The sequence below is a fragment of the Hydrogenophaga taeniospiralis genome, from assembly GCF_020510445.1.
In the GTDB taxonomy this organism is placed as follows: domain Bacteria; phylum Pseudomonadota; class Gammaproteobacteria; order Burkholderiales; family Burkholderiaceae_C; genus Hydrogenophaga.
Genome location: NZ_JAHBAG010000001.1, coordinates 2,866,796 through 2,893,391, shown reverse-complemented (window position 1 = coordinate 2,893,391; position 26,596 = coordinate 2,866,796). Strand labels below are relative to the sequence as shown.

The window sequence follows — 26,596 nt, the reverse complement described above, 5'->3', positions numbered from 1 at the left end:
CTTTCAGTGCGCCAACGCTTGCGCAGGCAAATCGTCGACCGACTTGGCGCCCGTCATCACGGCCACGGTGTCGCTCATGCTGATGTGTTTCGGGTCGACCACCGCCGCGCGTTTGCCCAGGCGGGCGATGTGGATGCGGTCGGCGATCTCGAACACGTGCGGCATGTTGTGGCTGATCAGAATGACCGGCAGGCCCTTGTCGCGCACGCGGCGGATCAGTTCGAGCACCATGTTGCCCTCCTTCACGCCCAACGCGGCGGTGGGTTCGTCCATGATGACCACGTGCTGCGCGAAGGCCGCGGCGCGCGCCACGGCCACGCACTGGCGCTGGCCGCCCGAGAGCGTTTCCACCGCCTGCGTCATGGAGCGGATGCCGACCTTCAGGTCGTTCATGCGCGCGATGCTTTCTTCCAGCATCCGCTTCTTGTCGATCATCTGCAGCACGCTGCCGAGGAAGCCGGGGCGGCGGATTTCGCGGCCGAGGAACAGGTTCTCGGCGATCGTCATCGCCGGGGCCACGGCGAGGTCCTGGTACACCGTTTCGATGCCGGCGCGGCGCGCGTCGATCGGGCTCTTGAAGTGGGCGCGGGCACCGTCGAGGTAGATCTCGCCTTCGTCCGGGATGGTGGCGCCGGCCAGGCACTTGATCAGCGAAGACTTGCCGGCGCCGTTGTCGCCGATCACGGCCAGTATCTCCCCGGCGCGCAGTTCGAAGTCGGCACCGTCGAGCGCGGTGACCTGGCCGTAGCGCTTGACCAGACCCTTGGCCTGGATCACGAGCGGGCTTTGAGCATTGGGAGAGGTAGACATCAACGGGCTCCTTTGCGGGACATTTGATCGGTGAGCACCGCCAGAATCACCAGCACGCCGGTGACCAGGATCTGGTAGACCGAGGACACACCCATGAGCGTGAGGCCGTTGCGGAACACGCCCACGATCAGCGCGCCCACCAGGGTGCCGAGGACGATGCCGCGGCCGCCGAACAGGCTGGTGCCGCCCAGCACCACGGCGGTGATGGCGTCGAGGTTTTCGGTCTGCCCGGCGTTCGGATCACCGGCGCCGATGCGCGCCACGGAGAGCAGCGAGGCGATGCCGTAGAACACGCCGGCCAGCACGTACACACCCAGCAGCACCTTGTCGGTCGAGATACCGGTGAGGCGCGTGGCCTCGGGGCTGTTGCCCACGGCGTAGATGTGGCGGCCCGGCGCGGTTTCGCGCAGGAACAGCCAGGTCAGCAGGTACAGCGCGAGCATCAGCACCACGCCGTAGAGGATGTTGGTCTCGCCGATGCGGAACGAGTTGCCCAGCCAGGTCATGCCTTCGGACACTTCGGTGACGGTCTGCGAACCGGAGTACAGCTGGGTGATGGCGAACGCGATGTTCAGCGTGCCCAGCGTGACGATGAAGGGTGGCAGCTTGGCCTTGGTGACCAGCAGGCCATTGACCACGCCGAACAGCGCCGTGGCGCCAATGCCCAGCGTGATCGCGACCGGGGCGGAGAGGCCGAAGTCGGCGCCCATCTTGGTCATGACGATGCTGCCCAGCGCCATGATCATGCCGCACGAGAGGTCGATGCCGGCGGTCAGGATGATGAGGGTCTGGCCGATGGCGATGGTGCCCACCACCATGACCTGCTGCAGGATCAGCGAGAAGTTCTGCAGCGACAGGAAACGGTCGCTCTGGGTCGCGAAGAACCCGCAGGCGACCACCAGGGCAATGAAAGGCCCGAGCGTGCCCATGGGCGGAAGTTTGGCTTTGAGGGAATTCATGGCGGTGGCCCGTCCGATCAGAAGAAATGTGGTTGCAGCAACACCCCGTTCAGGCCAGGGCGGTGCTCACGGAGTGCCCGTCTGACGCGGGCTCTCAGTCAAAGGAACAGCGAAGGCACGTAGCGCCAAGCGAAGCGAGGCGCCCCCTCACCCAAGGGCACCAAGGGTCCGGCTCCGCCGGCCCAAGGTGCCGTCCCCCCTCCAAGCCGAAGGCGCCAGGGAGGGGGGAAGCCGCAAAGCGGCGCAGGGGGGAGACCCTTATTTATTACCCCAGCACAGGTCCATACCCGTCTTGACATCCTTGCTGTCCACGCCAGCCACGGCCTTGCCCGCGATCAGGGTCACGCCGGTGTCGGTGTAGCCGCTGACCTTCTTGCCGGACTTGGCGTATTCCACACCCGCGGCCACGCCCATGGCGGCCATCTTCAGCGGGTACTGCTGGCTGGTCGCGGCGATCACGCCCGCGCCCACGTCCTTCACACCCGCGCAGCCGCCGTCCACCGAGACGATGACCACGTCTTTTTCCTTGCCAGCGGCCTTGAGCGCCTTGTAGGCACCGGCGGCGGCGGGTTCGTTGATGGTGTAGACCAGGTTGATGCCGGGGTTCTTCTGCAGGCAGTTTTCCATGCCGGTCTGGCCCTTGGCCGCGTCACCGAAGCTGTCGGCCATGCAGGCCACGCCGGCGGCGGCGCCACCGAGGTTGTTGCTCTTGGCGTCGGGGGCGGTCAGGCCAAAGCCCTTGAGGAAGCCGTTGTGGCGCTGGGCGCCCACCGGGTGGCCGGGGAACAGGTCGAGCGTGGCGATGACGGCCTTCTTGCCGCCCATGGCCGCCTTGGCGTACTGACCGATCAGCACGCCGGCCTTGTAGTTGTCGGTGGCGAACAGCGCGTCCACGGCGGTGGCCGGGTCGGTCGGGCTGTCCAGCGCGATCACCATCACGCCCTGGGCCTGCGCCTTCTTGATGGCGGGGATGATGGCCTTGGCGTCGCTGGGGGTGATCAGGATGGTCTTGGCGCCGGCGGCGATCATGTTCTCCATCGCGGTCACCTGGCCGGCGTTGTCACCGTCGGTCTTGCCCGCGGCCGACAGCAGCTTGGCGCCGAGCTTGGTGGCTTCGGCGGTGGCGCCTTCCTTCATCTTCACGAAGAAGGGGTTGGACTCGGTCTTGGTGATCAGGCCGATCACGGGTTCGGCGGCGCAAGCCGTGCCGACGACCAGGGCCAGAGCGGTGAAGGCGAAGGCGGGAACGAGTTTTTTCACAGGTGTCTCCTCGAAGGGATGGATGATGGGCAGATGAACGAGACGCAAACCCCGGCAGCCGTCCCCTTGGGGTTTACACGGTGGGCGCTGCGGAGTGACTGAACTATATTTCGCTTCAGGTTAATAAATCAACTGGATTTAGTTATGGTTTTCCCTAGGCAACATCAAGCTTTACACGTCGCCACCGCTGGCGAGGCCCTGATCGATCTGATCGAGGAGTCCGACGGCCGGCTGCGCCCCTGCGCCGGGGGCGCGGTCTACAACCTCTCGCGGGCGCTGGGCCTGCAGGGTGTCGGCACGCTCTACCTCAACCCGCTTTCGGGCGACCGTTTCGGCCGCCTGCTGGCCGAGGGCATCCACCAGGCCGGCGTGGTGCTGGCGCAGGAAACGCCCGCGCACGAACCCACCTCGCTGGCGGTGGTGGGCCTGGACGAACAGGGCAAGGCCAGCTACAGCTTCTACCGCGACGGCGTGGCCGACCGCCAGGTCAACGCGGCCGACATGAGCCGCCAGTGCGCGGCCGAAACACAGCTCAAGCTGGTGGCCACCGGCTGCCTGGCCCTGGTGGCCGACGACAGCGCCAAATACCTGCCCTGGCTCCAGGCCCAGCGCGCCGCGGGCCGCTTCGTGGCGGTGGACGCCAACCTGCGCCCGGCCATCGTGCCGGACATGGCGGCCTACCAGGCCAGCGTCATGGCCGCGCTCGGCCAGGCCCACCTGGTCAAGGTGAGCGACGACGATCTGGTCACGCTGGGTTTCACCGCGGCCGACCCGCTGCAGGCGGCCCGCGAGCTGCTGCGGGCCACGCCCGCCACCTGGCTGGCCCTCACGCTAGGGCCCCGAGGCGCCGTGCTGCTGCACCGCGACGGCCACGGCTGGCAGGCCGCCGAGCCGCAGCCGGTGCGGGTGGCCGACACCGTGGGCGCCGGTGACTGCTTCCTCGCCGGCCTGCTGGCCGCCCTGCTCGAACGCCCGGTGGTGCAGGCCGCCAGCCAGGCCGACCAGATCGCGCTCGACGCCGAAGACGTGCGCCACATCCTGGGCCGGGCGGTCGCCAGCGCCAGCCTGTGCGTGATGCAGACCGGCTGCGTGCCGCCCAGCCTGGCCGAGGTGGTGGCGCGCGTGGCCGCCGTGCCGCCGGTGTTCGAGGCGCTTTGAACCCCAGGCCGCCCGCGCATCGGAACCCGCGAAAAACCCGATCACAACCGGTAACCCGCATGTAACTTGATTACATTAAAATCAAGCCATTCACGTAACTAAATTAGAGACATGAGCACCTCCACGCCCTCCCCCGCCGCGGCTTCCCCTCTCGATCTGGTGATCTTTGGCGGGGTGGGCGACCTCTCCGTGCGCAAGCTGCTGCCCGCGCTGTACATGGCGCACCTGCACAACAACCTGCCCCCGTCCACGCGCATCCACGCGCTGGGCCGCCAGCCCTGGGACCGCGCCGCCTTCGTCGAATTCATCCAGGAAAAGGTGCCCGGCTTCATCGAGGCCAAGGCCTACAACATGGCCTCGTGGCAGGGTTTTCTGGAGCGGCTGGACTACGTCGCCCTCGACGCCACGCAGGCGCCCGACTACGCCGCACTCGGCGCCGCCCTGCAGCCCGGCTCGGACCGCGTGTACTACCTGGCCACCGCGCCCAGCCTGTTCGTGGGCATCTGCGCCAACCTGGCCGGCGCCAACCTCATCGACGCGAACTCGCGCGTGGTGCTGGAAAAACCGCTGGGCCACGACCTGGCCTCGGCGCGGCAGATCAACGACGACGTGGGCCAGTACTTCCAGGAACAGCAGATCTTCCGCATCGACCACTACCTGGGCAAGGAGACGGTGCAGAACCTGATGGTGCTGCGCTTTGGCAACACCATCTTCGAGCCGCTCTGGCGCAGCCCCTACATCAAGAGCGTGCAGATCACCGTGGCCGAGAGTGTGGGCGTGGGCAGCCGCGCCGGCTTCTACGACGGCACCGGCGCCATGCGCGACATGGTGCAGAACCATTTGCTGCAGCTGCTGTGCATCGTCGCCATGGAACCGCCGGTGTCGCTCGACCCGGACGCCGTGCGCGACGAAAAGCTCAAGGTGCTGCGCTCGCTGCGCCCCATGACCATGGCCGACGTGGCCAAAGACACCGTGCGCGGCCAGTACGTCGCGGGCGCGGCCAACGGCGACGCCGCCGTGGGCTACCTGCAGGAAGCCAACATCCCGCACCACAGCAGCACCGAAACCTTCGTGGCCCTCAAGGCCCACATCAACAACTGGCGCTGGGCCAACGTGCCGATCTTCCTGCGCACCGGCAAGCGCATGGCGGCGCGCCAGTCCGAGATCGTGATCGAGTTCGCCGACCTGCCCTTCACCATCTTCCAGGACTCGCCGCGCCAGTCGGTCAACCGCCTGATGATCCGCCTGCAGCCGGAAGAACACATCCAGCTGCAGATGATGGCCAAAGAGCCCGGCAGCGGCATGAAGCTGCGCCCGGTGAGCCTGAACCTCGACCTCGAAACCGCCTTCTCCGAACGCCGCGCCGAAGCCTACGAGCGCCTGCTGATCGACGTCATCAAGGGCCGCCTCACGCACTTCATGCGCCGCGACGAACTCGAAGCCGCCTGGACCTGGGTCGAACCCATCATCAACGGCTGGCAGCAGCTCAACGAAAAACCCAAGGCCTACACCGCGGGCAGCTGGGGCCCGGCGGCGTCTTCCGCCTTGATGGCGCGCGAGGGAAGCTCCTGGGTAGAGGAATCCTGATGGCGGTGACCGAACACCCCAACGCCACCCCCGCCGCACTGGCCGCGCACATCGCCAGCGCCCTGCGCAGCGCCATCGCCGAGCGTGGCCGGGCCAGCCTGGCCGTCTCGGGCGGCAAGTCGCCCATCGCCCTCTTCGAAGCCCTGCGTGGGCAAGACCTGGACTGGGCCAAGGTCAGCGTGATCCTGGTGGACGAGCGCGTCGTCCCGCGCGACCACGCCGACAGCAACACCGCCCTGGTGGCCCGCCACCTGCTGCAGGGTGCGGCGGCCGCGGCCCGCTTCGTGCCCTTCTTCCGCGAGCTGCCCGCGGTGCTCAGCGAACAGGTGCTGGACAGACTGGCGCAGGACGCCAACGAACGCATCGCCCACCTGCCCTGGCCGCTGGACCTGGCCGTGCTCGGCATGGGCGAAGACGCGCACACCGCCTCGCTCTTTCCCGGCGCCCCGGGCTGTGCCCACGCGCTGGAGTCCACCGAGCGGCTGGCCTGGGTCACGCCCGCCACCGCGCCCCACGCGCGCCTCACGCTCACCCTGCCCAGCCTGCTCGCCGCGCGCGAGCTGGTGCTGTCCATCGCCGGCGAGAGCAAGCTCGCCGTCTACCGCCGCGCCGCCCAACAGGCCGACGCGGCACTTCCAGTCTCGCTGGTGATCAACCAGACACAGACCCCCGTCAGCGTCTGGATGGCATGACCCCCCGTCGCTGGCTCGCTGCGCGAAGCCGCAACACCTGCGGCCTGGCAAAGCCAGCTCCGCGGTATTTCTGAACAGAACCCCTGAAGGAAGGCCCACGATGTCACAGATTCACCCCACCATCGCCCACGTGACCGAGCGCATCGCCCAGCGCAGCGCCGGCACCCGCGCCACCTACCTCGCCAGCATGGCCGCGCAGCGCAAGGCCGGCACCCAGCGCAGCGGCATGGGCTGCGCCAACATGGCGCACACCACGGCCGCCCTGCCCGCCAACGACAAGCTCAAGATCCACGCCGAGCGCGCGCCACACGTCGGCATCGTCACCGCCTACAACGACATGCTCTCGGCCCACCAGCCCTACGAGCACTACCCCGAGCAGCTGCGCCAGCACGCGCACGCCCTGGGCGTGACCGCGCAGGTGGCCGGTGGCGTGCCCGCCATGTGCGACGGCGTCACGCAGGGTGCCGCCGGCATGGAGCTTTCGCTGTTCTCGCGCGACGTGATCGCGCTGGCCACCTCGGTGGCGCTGTCGCACAACGTGTTCGACGCCGCGCTCTTCCTCGGCATCTGCGACAAGATCGTGCCCGGCCTGTTCATGGGCGCGGCGCAGTTCGGCCACCTGAGCGCGGTCTTCGTGCCCGCCGGCCCCATGACCTCGGGCCTCTCGAACGACGCCAAGGCCAAGGTGCGCCAGCAGTACGCGCAGGGCCTGGTGGGCCGCGAGGCGCTGTTGGAGAGCGAGGCCCAGGCCTACCACAGCCCCGGCACCTGCACCTTCTACGGCACCGCCAACAGCAACCAGATGCTCATGGAGATCATGGGCCTGCACCTGCCCGGCGCTTCGTTCGTGAACCCCGGCACACCGCTGCGCGATGCCCTCACCCAAGCCGCGATGCAGCGCGCCGTGGTCAACACCGGTCGCACCGGCGAGCCCGCGATCTGCCTGGCCGACATCCTGAGCGTCAACGCCGTCGTCAACGGCATCATCGGCCTGCTCGCCACCGGCGGCTCGACCAACCACACCATCCACCTCGTGGCCATGGCGCGCGCGGCCGGCGTGCTGATCGACTGGGACGACTTCGCCGAACTCTCGGCCGTGGTGCCGCTGCTGGCGCGCGTCTACCCCAACGGCAGCGCCGACGTGAACCACTTCCACGCCGCCGGCGGCATGGGCTTCCTCATGCACGAACTGCTGGCCCACGGCCTGCTGCACGCCAACGTCATGACCGTGATGGGCGCGGGCCTCACGGCCTACGTCAACGAGCCCTGGCTGGACAACGGCGCCCTCGCCTGGCGCCCGGTGCCCACCACGAGCGGCGACACCAGCGTGCTGCGCCCGGTGGCCGACCCGTTCAGCGCCGACGGCGGCCTGCGCCTGCTCAAAGGCAACCTGGGCCGCAGCGTCGTCAAGGTCTCGGCGGTGAAACCCGAGCACCGCGTGGTGCGCGCCCAGGCCGTGGTGGTGAGCGACCAGCAGGACCTGCTGGCCCTGTTCAACGCCGGGAAGATCAACAAAGACCTGATCGCCGTGGTGCGCTACCAGGGCCCGCGCGCCAACGGCATGCCCGAGCTGCACAAGCTCACACCACCGCTGGCCGTGCTGCAAGACCTGGGCTTCAAGGTGGCGCTGGTGACCGACGGCCGCATGAGCGGCGCATCGGGCAAGGTGCCCGCCGCCATCCACCTCAGCCCCGAAGCCCTGGCCGACGGCCCGATTGCCCGCGTGATGGACGGCGACTGGATCACGCTGGACTGCGAGCGCGGCGTGCTCGAACTCGAAGTGGACGCCGCCACCCTGGCCGCCCGCAACATCAGCCACCCCGACCTGAGCCACAACGCCCACGGCACCGGCCGGGAGCTGTTTGGATTGTTCCGCGCGCACGCGAGCACGCCCGAATGTGGCGCGTCGCCTTTGTTCACTTGACCCCCCGCGCCGCCTGCGGCGTCACCCCCCGAGGGGCATCAGCAGCGGCCCGGCAAAGCCGGTTCCGCGCTGATCCCGACAGGCTCCCCCTCTTTTTCCTGTTGCACGAAAGACTGCCATGACCACCACCTGCTTCTCCCGCCCCGCCTTCACCTCCCGCGTCGTGCCCGTCATCGTGCTCAGCGACCCGGCCCACGCCGTGCCGCTGGCCCACGCCCTGCTCGAAGGCGGCATCGACGTGATGGAGATCACCCTGCGTTCCGACGCCGCGCTCGCCAGCATCGAAGCCGTGGCCAAGGCTGTGCCGCAGATGCACACCGGCGCCGGCACGGTGACCCGCGTGGCCGAGGTGCAGCGCGTGATCGACGCGGGCGCCAGCTTCGCCCTCTCCCCTGGCTGCACCGACGCGCTGGTCGAAGCCGTCAAGGCCGCCAAGCTGCCCTTCATCCCCGGCGTGATGACGCCCGGCGAAGTGATGCACCGGCGCGAACAAGGCTTCAGCCTCATGAAGCTGTTCCCCGCCCAGCAGGCCGGCGGCCTGGGCATGCTCAAGGCGCTGGGCGCACCCATCCCCGACGTGATGTTCTGCCCCACCGGCGGCGTGAGCCCCGAGAACCTGAAAGACTTTTTGAAGCTGCCCAACGTGGCCATGGCCGGCGGCTCCTGGCTCACGCCGGCCGACGCGCTGAAGGCCGGTGACTGGAAGAAGATCACGCAGCTGGCCAAGGAGGCCACCGCCTTGGCCGCCGGCGCCTGACGGCACAATCACCACCCAGCTACCGCTCGGGCTGAGCCTGTCGAAGCCCTCGTACCGACACACCGCGCCAGCCCTTCGACAGGCTCAGGGCGAACGGAGAGAAACAAGGCCGCCGCCCCATGTCTACCCCGCAGACCTCACCCACCTCCCTCCCCGCCTGGCAACAGCTCGCCGACCTCGCCGCCGCGCCCCAACCCCACCTGCGCGATCGCCTCGCCGAGCCCGGCCGCGAACAGATGCAGGCTGCCGCCACCGGCACCGGCATCCAGATCGACTTCAGCCGCCAGGCGCTGGACGGCGCCGTCTGGGCCGCGCTGATGGACCTGGCCCAGCAGGCCGGCGTGGAAGCCCAACGCGACGCCATGTTCCGCGGCGACGTGATCAACACCAGCGAACAGCGCGCCGTGCTGCACACAGCCCTGCGCGGCGCGCCCGGCGCCACCGGCAACGATGCGCCCTGGGGCGACGCCATCCAGCAGTTGGTGCAGAACGAACTGAACCGCGTCTGCGCCTTCGCCGACCGCGTGCGCTCGGGTGAGGTGAAAGGCAGCACCGGCCTGGCCATCACCGACGTGGTGAACATCGGCATCGGCGGCTCCGACCTCGGCCCGCGCATGGCGGCCGACGCGCTGGCCCCGTGGTGCAGCGGTGGCCACCACGCCAAAGCCGCGGGCCTGCGCGTGCACTTCGTCAGCAACCCCGACGCCTGGGCGCTGCACAGCACGCTGCGCGACCTGAACCCGCTCACCACGCTCATCATCGTGGCCAGCAAGACCTTCACCACGCAGGAAACCATGACCAACGCCGCCTCCGCGCGGCGCTGGCTGCAAGACGCCGGCATCACCGGTTCGGCGCAGAGCCCGCACCTCGTCGCCATCACCGCCGCGCCGCAGAAATCCGGCGCCGCCGGCTACCCCGCCGAACACACCTTCACCTTCTGGGACTGGGTCGGTGGCCGTTACTCCATCTGGTCCGCGCTCGGCCTGCCGCTGGCGCTGGCCATCGGGTCGAAAGCCTTCCGCGAATTCCTGGCCGGCGGCCAGGCCATGGACGCGCACTTCCGCAGCGCGCCGCTGGCGCAGAACCTGCCCGTCGTCCTGGCCATGGCCGGCGTGTGGAACCGCAACTTCCTGCAGTGCCCCACCCAGCTGCTCTCCACCTACCCCAGCCGCCTGGTGCGCTTCGCGCCCTTCGTGCAGCAGATGGACATGGAGAGCAACGGCAAACGCACCCGCAAAGACGGCCAGCCCTGCGACACCGACACCGGCCCCATCCTCTGGGGCGGCCTGGGCATCGACGGGCAACACGCCTACTTCCAGCTGCTGCACCAGGGCACGCACCGCGTGCCGGTCGAATTCATCGGCGTGCAAAGCGAAGACACGCCCCTGCCCCTGGCCGCCGAACACCACCGCGTGGTCAACCTCAACCTGCGCGCGCAGGCCCAGGCCCTGGCCGTGGGCCGCAGCGAGGTCGACACCCTGCAAGCCCTCATGGCCGAAGGCCAAAGCGCCGAGCAGGCCCAGGCCTTCGTGAGCCAACGCGCCTTCAAAGGCGACGTGCCCAGCAGCACCGTCTGGCTCGACGCGCTCACCCCGCACAGTCTCGGCGCGCTGATCGCGCTGTACGAACACAAGGTGTTCACCCAGGCCGCCATCTGGGGCATCAACGCCTACGACCAGTGGGGCGTGGAACTGGGCAAGACCATGGCCAAGGCCATGGAGAAAGCCGGCCAGTGAACGCACCGGAGAAGCCCGCCATGCCCCCCGTGCGCGTGCTCTTCGTCTGCATGGGCAACATCTGCCGCAGCCCCAGCGCGCACGGCGTGTTTCGCCACTGCGTGCGCCAGGCCGGGCTGCAGGACCACATCACCGTCGTCTCCGCCGGCACCCACGGCTACCACGTGGGCGCCCCGCCCGACGAGCGCAGCCAGGCCCACGCCGCCCGGCGCGGCTACGACCTGTCGGACCTGCGCGCCAGCCGCCTGAGCGCCAGCGACTGCGCCGCCGCCGACCACGTGCTGGTGATGGACGAAGCCAACCTGCGCGACACCCTGCAGCTGTGCCCGCCCGAACACGCCCACAAAGTGCGCCTGCTCACCCAGCACAGCCGCCGCGTGAACTCACGCGACGTGCCCGACCCGTACCACGGCGGCGCGGCCGGCTTCGAGCACGTGCTCGACATCATTGAAGACGCCTGCGCCGAGCTGCTGGAACACCTGCGGCAACAGCACGGCCTGCCCACCCGCTGACGAAGCAACCAACCCACGCCCCACCATGAACATCGCCCTCGTCGCCCACGACAAAAAGAAGAACGACATGGTGGCCCTGGCCACCGAATTCGCGCCGCTGCTGCGGCAACACACCCTCATGGCCACCGGCACCACCGGCTCTCGCCTGCAAGCGGAAGCCGGCCTCAACGTGGAATGCCTGCTCAGCGGCCCGCTCGGCGGCGACCTGCAGATCGGCGCGCGGCTCGCGATGGGCGAGGTGGATTGCGTGATCTTCCTGCGCGACCCCATGACCGCCCAACCCCACGAACCCGACATCAACGCGCTGGTGCGCGCCTGCGACGTGCACAACGTGCCGTGTGCGACGAACGTGTCGACGGCGAGACTGCTGCTGGACGATCTGGCGCGACGTTGAGCCGGCGGTAGCTTGACGGCGCAAGCTCTCGATCAAAGCGTCAGTTGACCGGCGGCTCGGCGCCCCGGCTGCTGCGCCGCTGAAGCCGCTGCAGAGCGGCCAGCGCTTCACCCCCCGACTCGACGGGCACAAAGAGGTGGTCGTGAAACGCCGCGGCCACGACGTTGCAGCTGATGTGGGCCTGGGCCAACGCGGTGGCGACCGCCGCCGTGAGGCCCACGGCCTGGAGATCGGAATGCACCGTGAGCGTGATCCACGCGGCGCGGAACAAGACGGGCAGCCCCGCCTTTCGGGCCCGCTGTTCCTCCACGATGAGCGTGAGGCCTTCGGCTTCCCGAAACGTGGCCAACGGCTCCAGTGAGCGGATGTCCGCGTCCGGCGACACGGAAGCGAACACATAGACCCCCTCGTTCAGCGTGGGCTGCATGGTTTGAAGAAGCTCAGCGAGATTCGAGACGGGGTTGCTCATGGCGGGCGAGTTTAGAGGCCTCCGTGGCCAGACGAACGGCGGTTTCCTGGAGAAGCGGCGTGCCCTCTTTCAGCTCCAGGGTGGCCATCTGGTACTTGCCCCCGGGCCTCAGGCGGGGCTCGATATGCCGCAGGCGCTGACCTTCCCAGAAACCGAACAAGACGCGGGTGGGTTCCGCCCGAATCAGCAACACCGGGCCATGGGCGAAGTAGACGAGGTGGCCCCACTTCAGCCGCTCTTCCAGCTCGGGTGCGGCGCTGCGAACCACAGAGCGCAAGGCCTGCGCGTAACTTTGTTGCCACCCGCTGAGACAGGCCATGTACCCATCGGGACTCGTCGCAGACGTCAGAACCATTTTCATCTTGTTGCCCCATCCTCACACCCGAAGCCAACCCCGGAAGCCCCTGGCCGCGTAGTACGACTGCACGCCGTTGTGATAGACGAACACCCGGCCATAGCGCCGGTCACCAAAGAGGCCGCCACCGAGCGCCCGGACCTCGGGCGGCGTCTGGAGCCAGCTGGACGTCTTCAAATCAAACTCACCGAGCTGCTGCAGTGCCCGGTACTGTTCTTCGGTCAGCAGCTCAACGCCCATCTCGGCCGCCATTTCGGCCGCGCTGCTCTCGGGCTTGTTCTCCTTGCGGGCCGCCCGCGCCTCGCCGTCGAAACAAGTGCTTCTGCGCCCCGTGGGGCTTTCCGGGGAGCAGTCACAAAAGACGACGTGCCCGGAATCCTTGGCATCCCCCATGACGTCCGGTTCACCCCCCGTGGCCTCCATCGCCTGCAGCGACCTCAGCGCAGCGGGATGGCGTTCGAGCCTGGCAAGCACGTCTGACCATGCCGTCCCGGCGTGCCGGTGCATGTGCTTCTCGAACCGGGTCTTGAGCACTTGGAGCAATGCTTCGCGTTCGGTGGTTTTCATCTTCTCGGCCATGACTGCCCCCCTCTAGGTTTCGTTGACATACCCCTGCACCAACGCCCCGGCCTGGTTTTCAAAGATGGCCATGGCGGTGCTCATGCGCTTGAACCCCAGCTTCTTGTAGAACGACTCCTTGCCGGGTACCGCGTAGAGGATGATCTTCTTGTGCCCTCGGGACAACTCCACCAGCCTGGCAACGATCTGTTTTCCAAGGCCCAGACCTTGATGGCTGGGCAGCAGCGCGACGTCGCAGATGTATGAGCAGTCCACGCCATCAGCCAGCGCCCGCCCGACCCCGACCAGCTTTCCGTCGTCATAGACGAAACACCTGAACATGCTGTTCGTGAACGCGGTCTTCAGCCCGGCCGGGTTCTTGTTTCCCAGCGGCGCAGCGGCGTAAAGGGCGGAAAGTTCATTCCAGTCGAGACCATCGATCGAGTGAGACCAAACCAGCGGCACGTTGTGCTCCTCTTGTGAAAGCGAACCGTTTGGGATGGACGGACGCCGAATGTTTGAGCTGAGGCGCGAGTCGCCCCAGCGAAGGGTCAGGGCGCATTCCGGGCGGGCTGTGGTTCGGGTGACGCGACAAGCCCTATGGCCTGGCGAAGCAAGGCCTCGGAAACCAAGTTTGACTCACCAGTGACCGAAACGGGCACGCCGAACCAGTGTGCGAGCGGGTATTCGAACGCGAACTCGATTGCCTTGGCATGGCGGGTGTTCCGACCTACCGAGCTGTGGAGCACCGAATGCCAGAGACGTGCGAACCCTGACGAAGCCAGGTGCGGCTCGGAGATGCGGACAGCTCCGACGCTGCGCCAGGCGTTGACGCAACCGATCTCGGCGAAGGCAGGCGGCTGACCTGGAAGGGGACACCCAAGCTCTTGGCGGAAGACGCCGAAGAACGACCGCTGAGCTCGGACGGCCTGAAGGCACTTGATGGAGAAGGCTTCCACCTCGAGCGCTGAACCAACGATGCGGGCACCGAAGAATGAGCGGCCGAAGAACGCCTCAAAGGCGACCTCGGTGCTCTGTGCGAGGTAGGAAACCAGCTCAGAGCGGGACGGCAGACGCCCGCTGGGGAAAGACCAAGCGTCTTCCCATGCGCCGTCCTTCGCGAACTGGCAGGAGGTGGGTGCAGACATGAACTGGGGCAGGTCGTCGAGCATCGATGCACCCTAAAGATGACGGTACCCGGACACCGCGCGGGGCGGCTTGCGGAAGCCCAAAGGCGGGTGTTCGGCGGTCCGGTTGACTGGATGGCTATGCGGCATTTGGCGCCAAGTAGTGGAGGATGTATGCGGACGGGACAATTTCACCGGACTCTATGGCCATTTGGAATGCCGACTTAATAGCTTGCTCCGAAGGGAAGCCATAGCTCTTCAACCGGTTCCCGGCGAAGTGGGTAAGGCGCCAAAGATCAAAGCCATTGATTTGGCCTTCAGCACCGAAATCAAAATCGACTTTACCCGACGGCAGAAATACCGCGCAACCGTACCCATGTTTGAAATAGCTCACGCCATCGGCGAGTTGCCCTCGCTGAGGAATGTCGTACCCAACCCAGTCAGTTGAGGTTGCCGGTCTTGGAATGCCTGAACCCTCCAACAACTCGATGGCCTTTTCAACTGCAGCTTGATAGTCGCGAATTAGGTCAGTTAGCCCCTGGTTCATGGCGTATAACGTTTGACCTAGGCCGACCGCTTTAGCAAGTCGGTTCGAATGATTTTTATTCTACACAACTAGTTAACTGGTATGACATGCCCGGCAGCAGTAGTAGCAACCGTTGATTCTTAAGGTCGGATTTGCCCTCTTCGCTGCAGAGACAGCTCCGCTACAGTCAGAGTGATAACCAAGGTCAACTTGGTTGTGTAGTTGCGGCATGTAGCCACAACCCGTAGTTGTATTGTGGACTTCAAAGTCGCCGTTTTGTTGCTGTTGCTTGTTGATAATAAACTTGTGCATAGCCTTCCCTTTGTTCCACGTCGTTAAAAAATTTCAGATAAAACACCGATGCATAGCGTTTGAGATGAGAGGCTTGACCCGGCTTGCCGAGGCAAGCCTATCGATTGAAAAATTCGGCGGCACCTGGCGCACTGTGCCCCATACGGATTGCCATATCTCGCTGCGATGAGGACAACGCCGGCCAGATAACATGCACATGACTGAGCTTCATGTCCTGGAGATCTCGCTGGTACTTTCCTCGCTTCAGGTTAACTTTGAAGAAGGAGGGACTGTGATCGACTTTGTTGCTCTGAAGCCGCCACAAGACAACGAACGCGAACTTCGGCGAGAGGTATTTGTTCTTCTTGTAGTACTCAAGCGCATTTGAAAGAATTTCGCTTTTCTCAGCTGTTGCGAGTTTCTCTAGAGCGCGAATGCACGACTCTAAGCGCATTTTCTGCATTAACCGGTCAAGCTTCTTCTTCGCGTCTCCTTCCGACAACCGAAGACCACTTTCGAAGACGGAAAGGCCGAACTTCAGAATGCACTGGGAACCGACCCAGAGAGTTTTCTTCGTGAGGCTGTTGCGGATTTCGAAGTGATAGCGAAGATCTTCGTGCTCACAGAGTTGGCACGTCTCGATTGGCTGCTCGTGGTCTTCGGTCCTCTCCGTAAATGACCATTCCTCGAACGCCTCAGGCAACGTACTTCCTACTGACAGAGGAAGAATGTTGTCTCGAACTCGCTGTGGGTACGTGCTCATTTCCGTTCACTGTGACGCTCAACGTTTGAATTCACCGGCCTGCGCGGCTTTTCACGCAGGTTCGGTGGAGTGATGGGTTAGCCATTTTTAAGCAGCGTGTTTATGGTTCTGTTTAGCACTAACCCTTTGTCGCCAACGGAGTTCTTTGCCAGATCGTAGCTTCCATACACGCCTTGAAAGTTATGTATGTCGCTCGAGCGATCATATGAAGAGGCCGTAAATACGGTGTTGTTCTCGATTAGTTCACCAATGACGTTGCACTTGATAACTTCCGGCCTGCCACCGATTTGGTCCTCAACAAGATGAGATACTGCATCTTGAAAGGATGCAAAAACCCCAGATTCTTGAACTCCATTCATATAGTGAGTAATTAGAACGAATACCTCCATACGAGATCCCTTCTTAAATCGCCGATTGGTAAATAGATATCTGAATGGCTAACGTTCGAGCTAAGCGGGCGACAACGGCAGGACGCTAGGCCCAGGCTGGTGAAAATGTACCGCGTACCACCAGGCCGGGCCTGGTGGCCTGCCGTTGTCGCTCCACTTGAGCGAGGGGTTAGGTTTCACTTGGGGCGGACCACCTTTTTAGCAGTTGGGGTTGCTCGCTTGGCAGGTACCGCGGAGGGGCTCGAAGTGCTTGCCGATGCTTCGACTAATGAGGCGTTTGGCTTCTTGGCGAGGAGAAGCCTCCGCTCCATCTCAGCAAGAAAGCTATGCCCCTTCGTCGACACCGCACTTCTGCGATATCGGACTCCAGGAACCTTCTCGCTTGCAATTAGCCCATGCACTTGAAGTTTCGGACAAATGTTGTGGAAAAAGAACGTCTCGGCATCAGATGCGTTCCCAGAGTTCGTCACTCCAGTGACGAACGCCTCCTTGTTGTCATAGAACAGCTTCAGCAAAGTGGTGTCGTACTCCTTTCCGTTGGCGGCGAGCTCTGCCGGTACCTTGATCTCGATCGCTGACAGAACACTGCTGAGAACAGTGAAATCTTCGTTCTGCTTTGAAATGGAGGCTCCGGTGCCCGCTGCTGTCTTCTTCTCCAGCGCTGAAATTGTTTCCTTCAGCTCGCGATTTTCATCCGAGAGCTTTCGAATTTCTTCGAACAGAGGCTTGGTATCTTGGATCTCGTCTGCAGAGACCCAACCCTTAAGATCTCGATTTGCCGCAAAGTCAGCAAGACTCTCGTGAACGCAGAGTTTTATATCCTTTGAGTCCTCGAAGAACGAAGAGATATTTGATAACACCTTTTTCCTGAAGAGTGCGAGCTCTTTTGGATTGTCACGCTCAATATTGGTCGTTCCGTTTGCCTTGACCTTCAACTCCAGTGCCGCTTCTGTTGTAACGACAGCGAAGACGGGCTTGTTCTGTTGAATCGCGTAGTCGTATTCCAGTTCGGTGTAGCTTAGGCCAGAAGTTGGTTCGACCGTTCCATATCTTCCACCGAGGATTAGCATGTACACATCTGAGTCGTCGATCCACTGTTTGATTGTTACCATTTGAGAGCGATCCGCCGCGGTAAAAAGTTCCATTCCCGCCGGAATGTGGCTGGACTTTAGAACGGCACTGACAGCGGCTTGGCGCTCGTGAATCAAGTCGGTGTAGGTGCTGGAAATGAAGACTTGCAGACGGCGTTTCATGCTGCTCCTGAGCGAGTGGGAATTGCGAAACCTAACTTTGATGTAGACGACTTTTCACCAGATATTCCCGGCAATCGTCGGATAACGTGGCGGCGCCGAGACTAAAAAAGCTTTTGACATCATGTACCTGCCCTCATGTACGGGCCATATGAACAGATATAACAAACTGACAAAGTCGCCGTGCCACCGCTGGTGTCTAAGCGCTTTCTGGGCAGGTTCGTGAGCGAATTCGATGTCTGCACTATAGCCTCAAGATCGAAAATGTCTACCTGTATTGGGTTCGGTTTTTTGGCAGCTCAATGTCAGATTCAGGTGCATCCGGTACGACCGCTTTGGGCCTTTGATTCGGATGCGGGCTCTGGATCAAATGCGATACCCCAACCCAGCCGTGTCGCCGTCATCTGAGCCCATCCGGCATCACCAAAGTCTTTGTCACCGAGCCGTCCGCGCCCATCAGATCCAAGGCCATGCCATAGGCTGGGCCCTCGCCCTGCTCCAGTTCAAGCCCTGACGCAGCCGCGAGCGCGAGCAACGCGGCGCTGGGCGCCGTGCCCGCCGGGAAGCGCAACGTCAAGCCAACGGCTTGGCTCCAACCACCGCCCGTTTGCAACCGCCCTCGCCGCTCCGCCGGCCACTCGCTCGGCGCCGTGCTCCCCGGAAAGCTGAACAACATGGGTTGCATCGGGTCGTCGCTGTCGGTGGCAACCTGGATGCTCATGTCCAGCGGCAGATGGCTGGGCAGGTACGGGGGCCGGTAGTCCCAGGTGGGCACACCGGCGCTGGCGAGGTCGCCACGGAAAGCCACGCCGAACGGGCAGGTGCCCAGCCTGCGCCACTGGCTGCGCTCCCACAGACGGGTGCGCTCCATGGCCGGGCTGCGGGCTTCGGCTTCGCTGGTGAGCCAGAGCAGTTCAAGGTAGAGGTTGTCGAATCCGAAGCAGACGTTGGCCGTGCCCTGCCCGGGGTGCGCGCGGCGGTAGGTTTCTGTCAGCCCCTGGCGTTTCAGGGCGTCGATCTCGGGGCCGTCGGGCTCGATGAACATGAAAAGATGGTCGATCTCCACGCGGTGTTCTTTCATGCGCCGCCCTCTTCTTCCGCCGCCACGATGCTCAACCACGGCCAGCGCGCCTGGTAGCTGCGCGCCTTGTCGCGAAACATGGCGGGCTGGGCGAAGCGCGGGTTCATGCGCAGGATGCCGCGTTGCAGTTCGTCCAGCCCGTTGGGCGCGTACAGGGCGCGGCTGCGGGTGTCTATGCCCACGCAGGTGCAGGCGATGAGGTAGCGGTCGATGCCGTCGGTGGCGCGGGTGAGCTGGGGGTAGTCGGCCTGGAAGCGGCTGCGGTACCAGAGGTGCACGCGCGCCTGGTTCTTCACTTCCACGGCCACGCGCAGGTCGGCGGTGAGCGCCTGCACGGCGCGGATCACGCGGTCTTCGGCTTCCCACGAGAGGTCGGTATCGTCGAAGTAGAAAACGTCGTAGTCCTTCACGCCCCAGTCGGGCGCCCGGCCGGTCTGCCGGTTCCACACGGCCTGAAACAGGCAGCCGGCGGTCAGGTGGCACTGGGGCAGGCGCAGGCTGTCCAGCCGCTGCAGCAGTTCGGCGTTGACGGGGTTGCTGAGGGCCTGCGCGATGAAGGCGGCGGGGGTCAGCTCGCTGGCCTGGGGCATGCCGGTGTGGCCCATGGCTCAGGCGGTGCCGGCGGGAGCCCCAGGGGTGCCGTGCGGCAGCAGGGCTTTGGCGGCTTCGATGCGCAGGGCCAGCGCCACGGTGGGGTCGTTCATCACGTCGCGCAGGAAGCTTTGTGGGTCCTGGTACGGGCCGGCCAGCGCGGCGTGGGCCGGGCCGCCCGGTGCCGGCGGGGCCACCGGTTCGCTGAGCGCTGGCGCTGCCGAGGCCTGCTGGGGCGCTGCGGGCTGCAGTTGGGCCAGGGCCGCCTCAAACGCGTCTGGCGGTGTGCTGGCGAGGCGGCTCAGGAGTTCGGCCTGGGCGTCGTTGCCGGGCTGGAAGTCGAGCGACGGGGCGTCGCCAAACACGGCGGCCAGGTCGGGCGCGACGAAGGCGGACCATTGGCCGGTGGCGGCCTGCAGCGCGGGAACCCAGGCGGCGGCTTGCACGGCCGGGGGCGCCGGCGCATCCGGGGCGGGCAGCATCCGCAGCCGCCCGGGTTTCACGCCAGCCAGGTAGCGCTGGCGCAGGCCTTGCAGGAAGGCGGCGGCCTCTGCCGCCGGCACGGGCTGGGCCAGCGAGAACCAGAGCTCGAAGGCGTCCACGCCGTTGACGGCGATGGCCGGCGCGGGCAGGGCCAGCTCGGCCTGCACACCGCGCCAGACGGGCGAGAGGGTGGCCCAGTCGGCCGGGTGGCCGAGCGCCAGCACCATGGCGCGCACGCGGCCGTCGCTGTCGGCCAGGCGCAGGGGCGCGGTGTCGTCCACCCCGGCGCCGGGGGGCAGGTACAGGCGCTGGTACTCGGTGTGCAGTCGGGTCATGCGGGCATGTTACCTGCCGACTCCGGCCCCCATTCCGCGCAAACCCATAACCGTGCAGCCTCGCAGGCCCGGCATCAGCGCCCCCAGCTCCCCAGGCGGATCGCGATGGCGAGGGTGGAGCCGTAGACGACCAGGCTGAGCGCGACAACGGCAAAGAGGCCGGTTGCGGGGGTCTGGAACGTGTGCACGCAGAGCCAGCCGCCGACCGACAGGATCACGAGGCGGCCCATGCTGCCGGCCAGCGGCCAGAACATGCGGCCCGCGCCCTGCGATGCAAAGAACAGCGCCAGGCCCAGCCCGAAGAAGGCGTAGCAGCCGCCCACGATGTTCAGATACGTGGCGCCCACCGCCAGCACGTCGGCATCGCCGGTGAAGAGGCCCATCCACAGCGCTGGTGCGATGGCCGTGGCCAGGCCGATCGCACCGGTGATCATGGCCACCAGCGCGCCGCCGGCCCAGGCCACGCGCACCGCGCGCACCGTCTGGCCGGCGCCCATGTTGGTCGCCACCATCGCGGTCAGGGCGGTGCCGAAGCCGAAGGCGATCGGCACCAGGATGTATTCGAGCCGCGCCGCCACGCCGTAGCCCGCGAGCGCGGCCGTGCCGTAGCTGCCCACGAAGGCCGTGGTCACGGCGATGGAGGCGTTGCTGATCACCGGGCTCAAGGACGCGGGCAGGCCCACGCGCAGGATGTCGCGCAGCAGCGGCAGGTGCAGGCGCCAGGGCGAGGCGCGCAGCTGCACGGCGCCGTCGCGGCGCCACAGGTGGGCCGCCATCACCAGCGTGGCCACGGCGTTCACGGCCAGCGTGCTGGCGGCAGCGCCGGCCATGCCCAGGCCGGCCACCGGCCCCCAGCCGAACACCAGCAGCGGGCACAGCACCAGGTGCAGCAGCGCCGTGCCCAGCAGCATCACCGAGGGCAGCACCATGTTGCCCGCGCCGCGCACCACGGCGGCCAGCACGTTGGTGGACCAGATGAGCAGCGCACCGCTGAACAGCACGTTCGAATACACGAGCGCGGCTTCGAGCGCCGCGCCGCGCCCGCCCATGGCGCCAAAGATGCCGCGCCCGAAGCCGAGCATGACCAGCATGAACAGCGCGGCCAGCAAGGCGCCGAGGAGCAGCGCCTGTTGCGCCAGGCGGCTGGCGTCCTGGCTGCGCCCGGCGCCCAGGGCTCGCGCTACGGCGGCGGTGGTGGCGCCACCGATGCCGCCCGCCGACATCTGCAGCATCAGCATCGAGAGCGGGAACACCAGTGCGATGCCGGCGAGCGCGTCCGGGCCCAGACGGCCGAGGATGTAGCCGTCGTAGCCGATCACGATGGTCATTGCGAACAGGCCCATCACGTTGGGCGTGGCCAGGCGAAGCAGCGTGGGCAGCAGCGGCGCGTGCAGCATCTGCTGCACACGGGCCTGGGCGATGGCGGCGCTCATGGAGTACCTCCGTGCGGTGCACTGCGGTGCGAGCTGGCTTGGGAACGGCCCGGCGCGGCGCTCATGCTTTCGTGCCCCGCAGGTAGGTGCCCGGCTCGGCCGGCAGGCCGCGGCTGGCGCCGGTGATCAGGACGGTGGCGTTGTGAGGTTTCATGGTGTGTCGGCTCCTGGGTGGGCGAAAAAAGCAAGACGGTTCATCGATGGACTCATGACGATCGTCATATTCAAATCCGAACCGAAAGAAATGCCCTGGTGGGCACGTGATGGACGGGCATGCTTCAGGCCGCCGGTGGGGGGGCGTCGTAACGCGCCAGCAGGGCGCTGCGGTTGGCGGCCAGCAGGGCCTGGCCTTCGGCGTTGTCGCCCAGGGCCCGCGCGAGCTGCAGGGCGCCCACCATCTGGCTGGCGATGGCAGCGGCGCTGTCGGGCGCGGCGTCGGCGGGCAGGGTTTGCGCGACCAGCGCGACCAGGCTGCGCACACGCTGCACGGCCGCGGCGCGCACCTCGGCCGACTGGCGCGGCATCTCCGAAACCAGCGCCGCGACCGCACAGCCGTTTTCGGTGCCGCTCAGGTGGCGGTCCGAGAGGTAGCTTTCAATGAGCGCGCGGAACGGGCTGGCGCCGCGCGCCGCGCGCAAGGCGTTGCCCTGGCCCAGGCGGTCCACGCCTTGCTGCCCGGCATGGGCCAGGGCCTCGACGAGCAACGCATCGCGGGAGGCAAAGTGGGCGTAGAACCCGCCATGGGTCAGGCCCGCCTCTTTCATGATGTCGGCCACGCCAACCCCGGCGAAGCCGGCACGCCGGATCGCCCGCGCCGCGGTGTCGACGATGCGTTCGTGGGTCAGGGCCTTGCGGCTGGGTGCGGTTGTCATGGCGGCATTTTAGCCATAAATATGATGATCATCATATTTACTACCCGCAATCGCCTTGGGGTTTTCATGCCGACCACGGCGGGGAAACCCCAATACGCATTACACCTGTAATGCATATTCTTGAAGACATGGACATTCAGCCCTCCCCCACCCGGCCATCCGGCGCCAGCCGCCACGCTGAGCGCAGCGAAGCCACGCGCGCGCAACTGATACGGGCGGCGATCCAGGTGGTGCGCGACAAGGGTTACCAGGGCGCTTCGGTGTTTGAAGTGGCCAAGGCCGCCGGCCTCACGCCGGGCGCTTTCCAGCACCACTTCGGGACCAAGGCGGTGCTGATGATGCGGGTGGTGGACGAGCTGGTGGCGGCCAGCGACTACAACGCGCCCGGGTGGCCCGCGGCCGACCTGCCCCTGGCCGAGCGCGCCCGCCAGACGCTGCAACTGCTGTGGCAGCGCATCTACGAGCCCGAGCGTTTTCTGGTGGCGTGGCAGGTCTACATGGGCTGCGGCGCCGACCCCGAGATCACGCACTACGTCGCCGGCCTGCGCCAGACGCAGCAGGACCAGCTGCGCCAGCGCTTCCTGACCGTGTTTCCCGAGCTGTCGGCCTCGCCCGACACCCCGGCCCTGATCGATCTCGTGATGTCCACCCTGCGCGGCATGGGCCTGGTGCGCCTGTTCGGCCCGGCCGATGCGGCCATGGCGGCCCAGCTGGACCAACTGGCCGCCCTGCTGGTGCAGCGTTGCGAGAGCCTGGCCCCACCACCCACCCCGCGAAGGAAAGCCCCATGAAGCTGATCACGTTCACACGGCGCACCGCGCGCCTGGCCGCCGGCCTGCTGGCCCTGCCGCTGCTGGCGCACGCCGCCTACCCCGAAAAGATCATCACCCTGGTGGTGCCCTACCCGCCCGGCGGCGCCACCGACACCATCGCCCGCAAGCTCATGGAGCCGCTGGGCAAGCGCCTGGGGCAAAACGTGATCGTGGAAAACCGCCCGGGCGCGGGCACCGCCATCGGCGCCACCCTGGTGGCCAAGGCGCCGGCCGACGGCTACACGCTGCTGATCTCGTCGAACACCACGTTCACGGTGAACGCGGCCATCAAGCGCCAGCTGCCCTACGACCCGCAGAAGGGCTTCGAGTCCATCGGCACCATCGGCAGCTCGCCACTGGTGCTGCTGGCCAACCCCAAGGTGGCGGCCAGCAACCTGCCCGAGCTGCTCGCCCTGGCCAAACGCGAGCCCAGCGGGATGAACTTCGGCTCTTTCGGCAACGGCACCACCGCCCACCTGGCCGGCGAGATGCTCAAGGTGATGGCCGGGGCCAACCTGGTGCACATCGCCTACAAGGGCAGCGCCCCGGCCATGACGGACCTGATCGGCGGCCAGATTCCCCTGAGCTTCGACACCAACGTGGCCGCCATGCCGCAGATGGCCGCGGGCAAGGTGAAGGCGCTGGCGGTCACGTCCAAGAAGCGCTCGCCGCAGATGCCCACCGTGCCCACCATCGCCGAGGCTGGTTTCCCCGACTACGAGATGGTGCCGTGGATCGCCATCGTGGCGCCGCGTGGCCTGCCCGAGCCGGTGCGCGCGGCCCTGGGCAAGGCGCTGGCCGACACGGTGAAAGATCCGGCCACCCGCGCCGAGCTGGAGAAGATCGGCGTGGAGGTGGCCTACGAGCCGGGCAGCGCCTACGACGCGCGCGTGGCGCGCGAACTGCCGTTGCTGCGCGCCTACGTGCACAAGGCCAATATTCCGCTGGAGTGAACGCATGTCCCTCGTTCAACTGAGCGCGGTCGAGCTGCGCCGGCGCATCGGCAGCAAGGAGATTTCACCGGTCGAGCTGCTCGAAGCCTGCATCGCGCGCATCGAAGCGGTGAACCCGGCGGTGAACGCGATCTGCGCCACCGACTACGAGCGCGCCCGCGCCGCCGCCCGCGTGGCCGAGGCGCAGGTGTTGCGCGGCGAGCCGCTGGGCGCGCTGCACGGCCTGCCGCTGGGTGTGAAAGACCTGCAGGACACCGCCGGCCTGCTCACCACCAGCGGCAACGTGGGGCGGCGCGGCCACGTGCCGCAGCACGACAACGCGCTGGTGGCGCGGCTGCGCGCGGCGGGCGCCATCGTCACCGCCAAGACCAACGTGCCCGACATGGGCGCCGGCGCCAACACGCGCAACCCGGTGTGGGGCGCCACCGGCAACCCCTTCAACCCGCTGCTCAACGCCGGCGGTTCGTCGGGCGGATCGGCCGCCGCCCTGGCCACCGACATGCTGCCCCTGTGCACCGGCTCCGACACCGGTGGCTCGCTGCGCATCCCGGCCGCGCTGTGCGGCGTGGTCGGCCTGCGGCCCTCGCCCGGCGTGGTGGCCAACGACGCGCGCCCGCTGGGCTGGTCAGTCATCTCGGTGCTTGGCCCCATGGGGCGCACGGTGGCCGACACCGCGCTCATGCTCTCGGCCAGCGTGGGCCGCCACCCCATGGACCCGCTCAGCGTGTCCGGTGTCTGCCAGGGCTGGCCACTGCTGGCCGCGGACTTGGCCGGCCTGCGCATCGGCACGGTGGAAGACTTCGGCGCCTGCGCGGTGGAGCCCGGCATCCGCCGCACGTTCCGCCAGCGGGTGGCTGCGCTGGCGCGCCACGTCCGCTCCTGCGAACCCGTGGAATTGAACCTGCCCGACGGCCACCGGTGTTTTGACGTCATGCGCGCCGAAAGCTTCGTGGCGGCCTTCGCCGACACCTACCGGAACGACCCGGCATCGCTCGGCCCCAACGTGCGCGCCAACGTGGAGATGGCCCACGCCATCACGCTGGGCGACCGCGCCTGGGCGCACCTGGAGCAGACGCGCATCGCACGGCGCTTTGAACGCGCGTTTGAACACGTGGACCTGATCGTGGCGCCGGTCACGCCCGTCTCACCCTTCCCCTGGAGCGAGCTGTACGCCGAGCGCATCGACGGCCAGGCCATGCGCAACTACTACGAGTGGCTGGGCCTGACCTACCTCGTCACGCTGGCCACCAACCCAGCGCTCTCGCTGCCCTGCGGCGTGGACGAACACGGCATGCCCTTCGGCCTGCAGCTCATCGCCCCGCTGCACGCCGACGACCGCCTGCTGGCCATGGCCAGCGCCATCGAAGCCGCCTTCGCCACGCAGCCCGAACTGTGCCGGCCCCGCCCGGCCGAAGCGGTGCTGGCCCAGCCCACACCGGCGCTGAAAAGCCTGGTGACGCATCCGCCGCTGTTCGGCGGCTCAGCCGCCTTATCTACCGAGGGTCGTGCCGAAGGTCGCACCGCGGTTTGAAAGTGTTTCGATTTCCTCGGGGAACTGTCACGGTGGGGTCGGCCATCCCGTCTAATCAGGCATGGAACACGAAACACCATCGGCCCAACCCCTTCCCCAGGACAACGCCAGCAGCGCCACGCACACCACCGACGAGCGTCTGGTGGAACTCGCGCTGACCGGTGACGTTGCGTCGCTGGACACCTTGCTGCGCCGCCACCAGGCCTGGCTGTACAACGTGGCGCTGCGCATGCTCCAGCAACCACAAGACGCCGAAGAAGCCACGCAAGAGAGCTTGCTGAAGATCGTCACCCACCTGTCCACTTTTCGGGGCGACAGCGCCTTCAGCACCTGGGCGTACCGCATCGCCTTCAATCTCCTTCTGGACCGCAAGCGCAGCCGCCCGGAGATTGCGGTACAGGGTTTTGACTGTTATGCCGACTACCTGGCGCATGCCTCGGACGAAGACCTGGGCGCCGAGCATGGTTCCGCCCCCGAGCGGCATTTGCTGGTGGAAGAAGCCAAGCTCAGTTGCATGATGGGCATGCTGTTGTGCCTGGACCGCCAACAGCGTCTGGTGTTCGTGCTGGGCGAGGTGTTCGAGGTGAACGACACCGTGGGCAGCCAGGTGCTGGACATCAGCAAAGACAACTTTCGCCAGTTGCTGTCCCGTGCGCGCAAGGACTTGAGCGCTTTCATGCAAGACCGCTGCGGCCTGGTGAATCCGCGCAACCCCTGCCGCTGCGCGCGCAAGACCCGGGCCTTCGTGCGCGACGGCGTGGTGGACCCGAAGCAGCTGGTGTTCGCCAGAACGCACTACATCCGCATCAAAGACATTTCCATCCAGGGCCGCAACGCGTTTGACCGCCTGGTGGGCGACACCAACACCGCCCTGTACCGCGATCACCCGTTCGTCGAGGCGCCCGATCTGGTCGCGGGCTTGCGCCAGACACTGGCGAGCGACGGCTTTCAATCGCTGCTTCACATCAACTGACCGACCACTCACAAG

At 66.4% G+C, this 26,596-nt stretch carries 28 protein-coding genes; 12 read left to right on the top strand and 16 right to left on the bottom strand.

Annotated elements, in window-relative coordinates; all coding sequences use genetic code 11:
* Positions 1 to 3 precede the first annotated feature (3 nt).
* The 3 genes from KIH07_RS13915 to KIH07_RS13905 all read right to left on the bottom strand — a co-directional run bounded on the left by KIH07_RS13915 (position 4) and on the right by KIH07_RS13905 (position 3,029).
* Positions 4 to 810 carry an ATP-binding cassette domain-containing protein gene (locus KIH07_RS13915; RefSeq protein WP_226492542.1) on the bottom strand — a complete coding sequence of 269 codons (807 nt, stop codon included), beginning with the start codon at positions 808 to 810 and terminating at the stop codon, positions 4 to 6.
* Positions 810 to 1,769 (bottom strand): ABC transporter permease, encoded by a 960-nt coding sequence (locus KIH07_RS13910; RefSeq protein ID WP_226492541.1) that lies wholly within the window; start codon positions 1,767 to 1,769, stop codon positions 810 to 812. Before KIH07_RS13910 ends, KIH07_RS13915 begins: the two co-directional genes overlap by 1 nt.
* Before the next feature lie 258 nt (positions 1,770 to 2,027).
* The gene (locus KIH07_RS13905) at positions 2,028 to 3,029 is read right to left on the bottom strand and encodes a sugar ABC transporter substrate-binding protein (RefSeq protein ID WP_226492540.1); all 1,002 of its coding nucleotides are present in this window, start codon (positions 3,027 to 3,029) and stop codon (positions 2,028 to 2,030) included.
* Between the two features lie 144 nt (positions 3,030 to 3,173).
* Between KIH07_RS13905 and KIH07_RS13900 the strand changes: the two genes are divergently transcribed.
* The 8 genes from KIH07_RS13900 to KIH07_RS13865 all read left to right on the top strand — a co-directional run bounded on the left by KIH07_RS13900 (position 3,174) and on the right by KIH07_RS13865 (position 11,789).
* Positions 3,174 to 4,187 carry a PfkB family carbohydrate kinase gene (locus KIH07_RS13900; RefSeq protein ID WP_226492539.1) on the top strand — a complete coding sequence of 338 codons (1,014 nt, stop codon included), beginning with the start codon at positions 3,174 to 3,176 and terminating at the stop codon, positions 4,185 to 4,187.
* A gap of 111 nt (positions 4,188 to 4,298) precedes the next feature.
* A complete protein-coding gene (zwf, locus tag KIH07_RS13895; RefSeq protein WP_226492538.1) occupies positions 4,299 to 5,774 on the top strand; it encodes a glucose-6-phosphate dehydrogenase in 1,476 nt (491 codons plus the stop codon).
* Positions 5,774 to 6,466 (top strand): 6-phosphogluconolactonase, encoded by a 693-nt coding sequence (pgl, locus tag KIH07_RS13890; RefSeq protein WP_226492537.1) that lies wholly within the window; start codon positions 5,774 to 5,776, stop codon positions 6,464 to 6,466. Before zwf ends, pgl begins: the two co-directional genes overlap by 1 nt.
* Before the next feature lie 100 nt (positions 6,467 to 6,566).
* On the top strand, positions 6,567 to 8,390 hold the full coding sequence (gene edd, locus KIH07_RS13885) for a phosphogluconate dehydratase (RefSeq protein ID WP_226492536.1): 1,824 nt from the start codon (positions 6,567 to 6,569) through the stop codon (positions 8,388 to 8,390).
* A 118-nt stretch (positions 8,391 to 8,508) separates the two neighbouring features.
* On the top strand, positions 8,509 to 9,147 hold the full coding sequence (locus KIH07_RS13880; RefSeq protein ID WP_226492535.1) for a bifunctional 4-hydroxy-2-oxoglutarate aldolase/2-dehydro-3-deoxy-phosphogluconate aldolase: 639 nt from the start codon (positions 8,509 to 8,511) through the stop codon (positions 9,145 to 9,147).
* 119 nt (positions 9,148 to 9,266) lie between these two features.
* Positions 9,267 to 10,883 carry a glucose-6-phosphate isomerase gene (pgi, locus tag KIH07_RS13875; RefSeq protein ID WP_226492534.1) on the top strand — a complete coding sequence of 539 codons (1,617 nt, stop codon included), beginning with the start codon at positions 9,267 to 9,269 and terminating at the stop codon, positions 10,881 to 10,883.
* A 20-nt stretch (positions 10,884 to 10,903) separates the two neighbouring features.
* Positions 10,904 to 11,395 carry a low molecular weight protein-tyrosine-phosphatase gene (locus KIH07_RS13870; protein ID WP_226492533.1) on the top strand — a complete coding sequence of 164 codons (492 nt, stop codon included), beginning with the start codon at positions 10,904 to 10,906 and terminating at the stop codon, positions 11,393 to 11,395.
* 25 nt (positions 11,396 to 11,420) lie between these two features.
* Positions 11,421 to 11,789, top strand: coding sequence for a methylglyoxal synthase (locus KIH07_RS13865; RefSeq protein WP_226492532.1), 369 nt, complete (start codon positions 11,421 to 11,423; stop codon positions 11,787 to 11,789).
* A 40-nt stretch (positions 11,790 to 11,829) separates the two neighbouring features.
* Here KIH07_RS13865 and KIH07_RS13860 read toward each other — a convergent pair whose 3' ends face one another.
* From KIH07_RS13860 to KIH07_RS13800, 13 genes are all read right to left on the bottom strand, one after another.
* The gene (locus KIH07_RS13860; RefSeq protein WP_226492531.1) at positions 11,830 to 12,258 is read right to left on the bottom strand and encodes an ACT domain-containing protein; all 429 of its coding nucleotides are present in this window, start codon (positions 12,256 to 12,258) and stop codon (positions 11,830 to 11,832) included.
* A complete protein-coding gene (locus tag KIH07_RS13855; protein ID WP_226492530.1) occupies positions 12,230 to 12,619 on the bottom strand; it encodes a DUF1801 domain-containing protein in 390 nt (129 codons plus the stop codon). Before KIH07_RS13855 ends, KIH07_RS13860 begins: the two co-directional genes overlap by 29 nt.
* A 15-nt stretch (positions 12,620 to 12,634) precedes the next feature.
* Positions 12,635 to 13,192 (bottom strand): DUF4256 domain-containing protein, encoded by a 558-nt coding sequence (locus KIH07_RS13850; RefSeq protein ID WP_226492529.1) that lies wholly within the window; start codon positions 13,190 to 13,192, stop codon positions 12,635 to 12,637.
* A 12-nt stretch (positions 13,193 to 13,204) separates the two neighbouring features.
* Positions 13,205 to 13,636, bottom strand: coding sequence for a GNAT family N-acetyltransferase (locus KIH07_RS13845; protein WP_226492528.1), 432 nt, complete (start codon positions 13,634 to 13,636; stop codon positions 13,205 to 13,207).
* 86 nt (positions 13,637 to 13,722) lie between these two features.
* Positions 13,723 to 14,343, bottom strand: coding sequence for a hypothetical protein (locus KIH07_RS13840; RefSeq protein WP_226492527.1), 621 nt, complete (start codon positions 14,341 to 14,343; stop codon positions 13,723 to 13,725).
* 94 nt (positions 14,344 to 14,437) lie between these two features.
* On the bottom strand, positions 14,438 to 14,845 hold the full coding sequence (locus tag KIH07_RS13835) for a DUF6896 domain-containing protein (RefSeq protein ID WP_226492526.1): 408 nt from the start codon (positions 14,843 to 14,845) through the stop codon (positions 14,438 to 14,440).
* A gap of 388 nt (positions 14,846 to 15,233) precedes the next feature.
* On the bottom strand, positions 15,234 to 15,878 hold the full coding sequence (locus KIH07_RS13830) for a hypothetical protein (RefSeq protein ID WP_226492525.1): 645 nt from the start codon (positions 15,876 to 15,878) through the stop codon (positions 15,234 to 15,236).
* Between the two features lie 565 nt (positions 15,879 to 16,443).
* The gene (locus KIH07_RS13825) at positions 16,444 to 17,520 is read right to left on the bottom strand and encodes a DUF4062 domain-containing protein (protein ID WP_226492524.1); all 1,077 of its coding nucleotides are present in this window, start codon (positions 17,518 to 17,520) and stop codon (positions 16,444 to 16,446) included.
* A 397-nt stretch (positions 17,521 to 17,917) separates the two neighbouring features.
* The gene (locus tag KIH07_RS13820; protein WP_226492523.1) at positions 17,918 to 18,598 is read right to left on the bottom strand and encodes a VOC family protein; all 681 of its coding nucleotides are present in this window, start codon (positions 18,596 to 18,598) and stop codon (positions 17,918 to 17,920) included.
* Entirely contained in the window at positions 18,595 to 19,203 is a 609-nt protein-coding gene (locus KIH07_RS13815; RefSeq protein WP_226492522.1) for a nucleotidyltransferase family protein, read from the bottom strand. The genes KIH07_RS13820 and KIH07_RS13815 overlap by 4 nt, the downstream gene beginning before the upstream one ends.
* A 3-nt stretch (positions 19,204 to 19,206) precedes the next feature.
* Positions 19,207 to 20,007, bottom strand: coding sequence for a hypothetical protein (locus KIH07_RS13810; protein ID WP_226492521.1), 801 nt, complete (start codon positions 20,005 to 20,007; stop codon positions 19,207 to 19,209).
* 74 nt (positions 20,008 to 20,081) lie between these two features.
* Positions 20,082 to 21,440, bottom strand: coding sequence for an MATE family efflux transporter (locus tag KIH07_RS13805; RefSeq protein WP_226492520.1), 1,359 nt, complete (start codon positions 21,438 to 21,440; stop codon positions 20,082 to 20,084).
* Positions 21,441 to 21,718: 278 nt separating this feature from the next.
* Complete coding sequence (locus tag KIH07_RS13800) at positions 21,719 to 22,312, bottom strand: TetR/AcrR family transcriptional regulator (protein WP_226492519.1); 594 nt, start codon at positions 22,310 to 22,312, stop codon at positions 21,719 to 21,721.
* Between the two features lie 128 nt (positions 22,313 to 22,440).
* Here KIH07_RS13800 and KIH07_RS13795 point away from each other — a divergent pair, with 128 nt between their 5' ends.
* The 4 genes from KIH07_RS13795 (at position 22,441) to KIH07_RS13780 (ending at position 26,581) form a co-directional block, all read left to right on the top strand.
* Positions 22,441 to 23,103, top strand: coding sequence for a TetR/AcrR family transcriptional regulator (locus KIH07_RS13795; RefSeq protein WP_226492518.1), 663 nt, complete (start codon positions 22,441 to 22,443; stop codon positions 23,101 to 23,103).
* Positions 23,100 to 24,077 (top strand): Bug family tripartite tricarboxylate transporter substrate binding protein, encoded by a 978-nt coding sequence (locus KIH07_RS13790; protein WP_226492517.1) that lies wholly within the window; start codon positions 23,100 to 23,102, stop codon positions 24,075 to 24,077. Before KIH07_RS13795 ends, KIH07_RS13790 begins: the two co-directional genes overlap by 4 nt.
* Before the next feature lie 4 nt (positions 24,078 to 24,081).
* Positions 24,082 to 25,608, top strand: coding sequence for an amidase (locus tag KIH07_RS13785; RefSeq protein ID WP_226492516.1), 1,527 nt, complete (start codon positions 24,082 to 24,084; stop codon positions 25,606 to 25,608).
* A gap of 61 nt (positions 25,609 to 25,669) precedes the next feature.
* Complete coding sequence (locus KIH07_RS13780) at positions 25,670 to 26,581, top strand: RNA polymerase sigma factor (RefSeq protein ID WP_226492515.1); 912 nt, start codon at positions 25,670 to 25,672, stop codon at positions 26,579 to 26,581.
* Positions 26,582 to 26,596: the final 15 nt, after the last annotated feature.

Excerpts from the sequence above, each read along its gene's own strand:
- KIH07_RS13780 (WP_226492515.1), top strand. The coding sequence starts at position 25,670 with ATGGAACACGAAACACCATCGGCCCAACCCCTTCCCCAGGACAACGCC.
- KIH07_RS13790 (WP_226492517.1), top strand. The coding sequence starts at position 23,100 with ATGAAGCTGATCACGTTCACACGGCGCACCGCGCGCCTGGCCGCCGGC.
- pgi (WP_226492534.1), top strand. The coding sequence starts at position 9,267 with ATGTCTACCCCGCAGACCTCACCCACCTCCCTCCCCGCCTGGCAACAG.
- KIH07_RS13830 (WP_226492525.1), bottom strand. The coding sequence starts at position 15,878 with ATGAGCACGTACCCACAGCGAGTTCGAGACAACATTCTTCCTCTGTCA.
- KIH07_RS13850 (WP_226492529.1), bottom strand. The coding sequence starts at position 13,192 with ATGGCCGAGAAGATGAAAACCACCGAACGCGAAGCATTGCTCCAAGTG.
- KIH07_RS13915 (WP_226492542.1), bottom strand. The coding sequence starts at position 810 with ATGTCTACCTCTCCCAATGCTCAAAGCCCGCTCGTGATCCAGGCCAAG.
- KIH07_RS13805 (WP_226492520.1), bottom strand. The coding sequence starts at position 21,440 with ATGAGCGCCGCCATCGCCCAGGCCCGTGTGCAGCAGATGCTGCACGCG.
- KIH07_RS13835 (WP_226492526.1), bottom strand. The coding sequence starts at position 14,845 with ATGAACCAGGGGCTAACTGACCTAATTCGCGACTATCAAGCTGCAGTT.
- KIH07_RS13860 (WP_226492531.1), bottom strand. The coding sequence starts at position 12,258 with ATGAGCAACCCCGTCTCGAATCTCGCTGAGCTTCTTCAAACCATGCAG.
- KIH07_RS13900 (WP_226492539.1), top strand. The coding sequence starts at position 3,174 with ATGGTTTTCCCTAGGCAACATCAAGCTTTACACGTCGCCACCGCTGGC.
- pgl (WP_226492537.1), top strand. The coding sequence starts at position 5,774 with ATGGCGGTGACCGAACACCCCAACGCCACCCCCGCCGCACTGGCCGCG.
- edd (WP_226492536.1), top strand. The coding sequence starts at position 6,567 with ATGTCACAGATTCACCCCACCATCGCCCACGTGACCGAGCGCATCGCC.
- KIH07_RS13880 (WP_226492535.1), top strand. The coding sequence starts at position 8,509 with ATGACCACCACCTGCTTCTCCCGCCCCGCCTTCACCTCCCGCGTCGTG.
- KIH07_RS13870 (WP_226492533.1), top strand. The coding sequence starts at position 10,904 with ATGCCCCCCGTGCGCGTGCTCTTCGTCTGCATGGGCAACATCTGCCGC.
- KIH07_RS13820 (WP_226492523.1), bottom strand. The coding sequence starts at position 18,598 with ATGAAAGAACACCGCGTGGAGATCGACCATCTTTTCATGTTCATCGAG.
- zwf (WP_226492538.1), top strand. The coding sequence starts at position 4,299 with ATGAGCACCTCCACGCCCTCCCCCGCCGCGGCTTCCCCTCTCGATCTG.
- KIH07_RS13855 (WP_226492530.1), bottom strand. The coding sequence starts at position 12,619 with ATGAAAATGGTTCTGACGTCTGCGACGAGTCCCGATGGGTACATGGCC.
- KIH07_RS13800 (WP_226492519.1), bottom strand. The coding sequence starts at position 22,312 with ATGACAACCGCACCCAGCCGCAAGGCCCTGACCCACGAACGCATCGTC.
- KIH07_RS13865 (WP_226492532.1), top strand. The coding sequence starts at position 11,421 with ATGAACATCGCCCTCGTCGCCCACGACAAAAAGAAGAACGACATGGTG.
- KIH07_RS13910 (WP_226492541.1), bottom strand. The coding sequence starts at position 1,769 with ATGAATTCCCTCAAAGCCAAACTTCCGCCCATGGGCACGCTCGGGCCT.
- KIH07_RS13795 (WP_226492518.1), top strand. The coding sequence starts at position 22,441 with ATGGACATTCAGCCCTCCCCCACCCGGCCATCCGGCGCCAGCCGCCAC.
- KIH07_RS13785 (WP_226492516.1), top strand. The coding sequence starts at position 24,082 with ATGTCCCTCGTTCAACTGAGCGCGGTCGAGCTGCGCCGGCGCATCGGC.
- KIH07_RS13840 (WP_226492527.1), bottom strand. The coding sequence starts at position 14,343 with ATGCTCGACGACCTGCCCCAGTTCATGTCTGCACCCACCTCCTGCCAG.
- KIH07_RS13810 (WP_226492521.1), bottom strand. The coding sequence starts at position 20,007 with ATGACCCGACTGCACACCGAGTACCAGCGCCTGTACCTGCCCCCCGGC.
- KIH07_RS13825 (WP_226492524.1), bottom strand. The coding sequence starts at position 17,520 with ATGAAACGCCGTCTGCAAGTCTTCATTTCCAGCACCTACACCGACTTG.
- KIH07_RS13815 (WP_226492522.1), bottom strand. The coding sequence starts at position 19,203 with ATGGGCCACACCGGCATGCCCCAGGCCAGCGAGCTGACCCCCGCCGCC.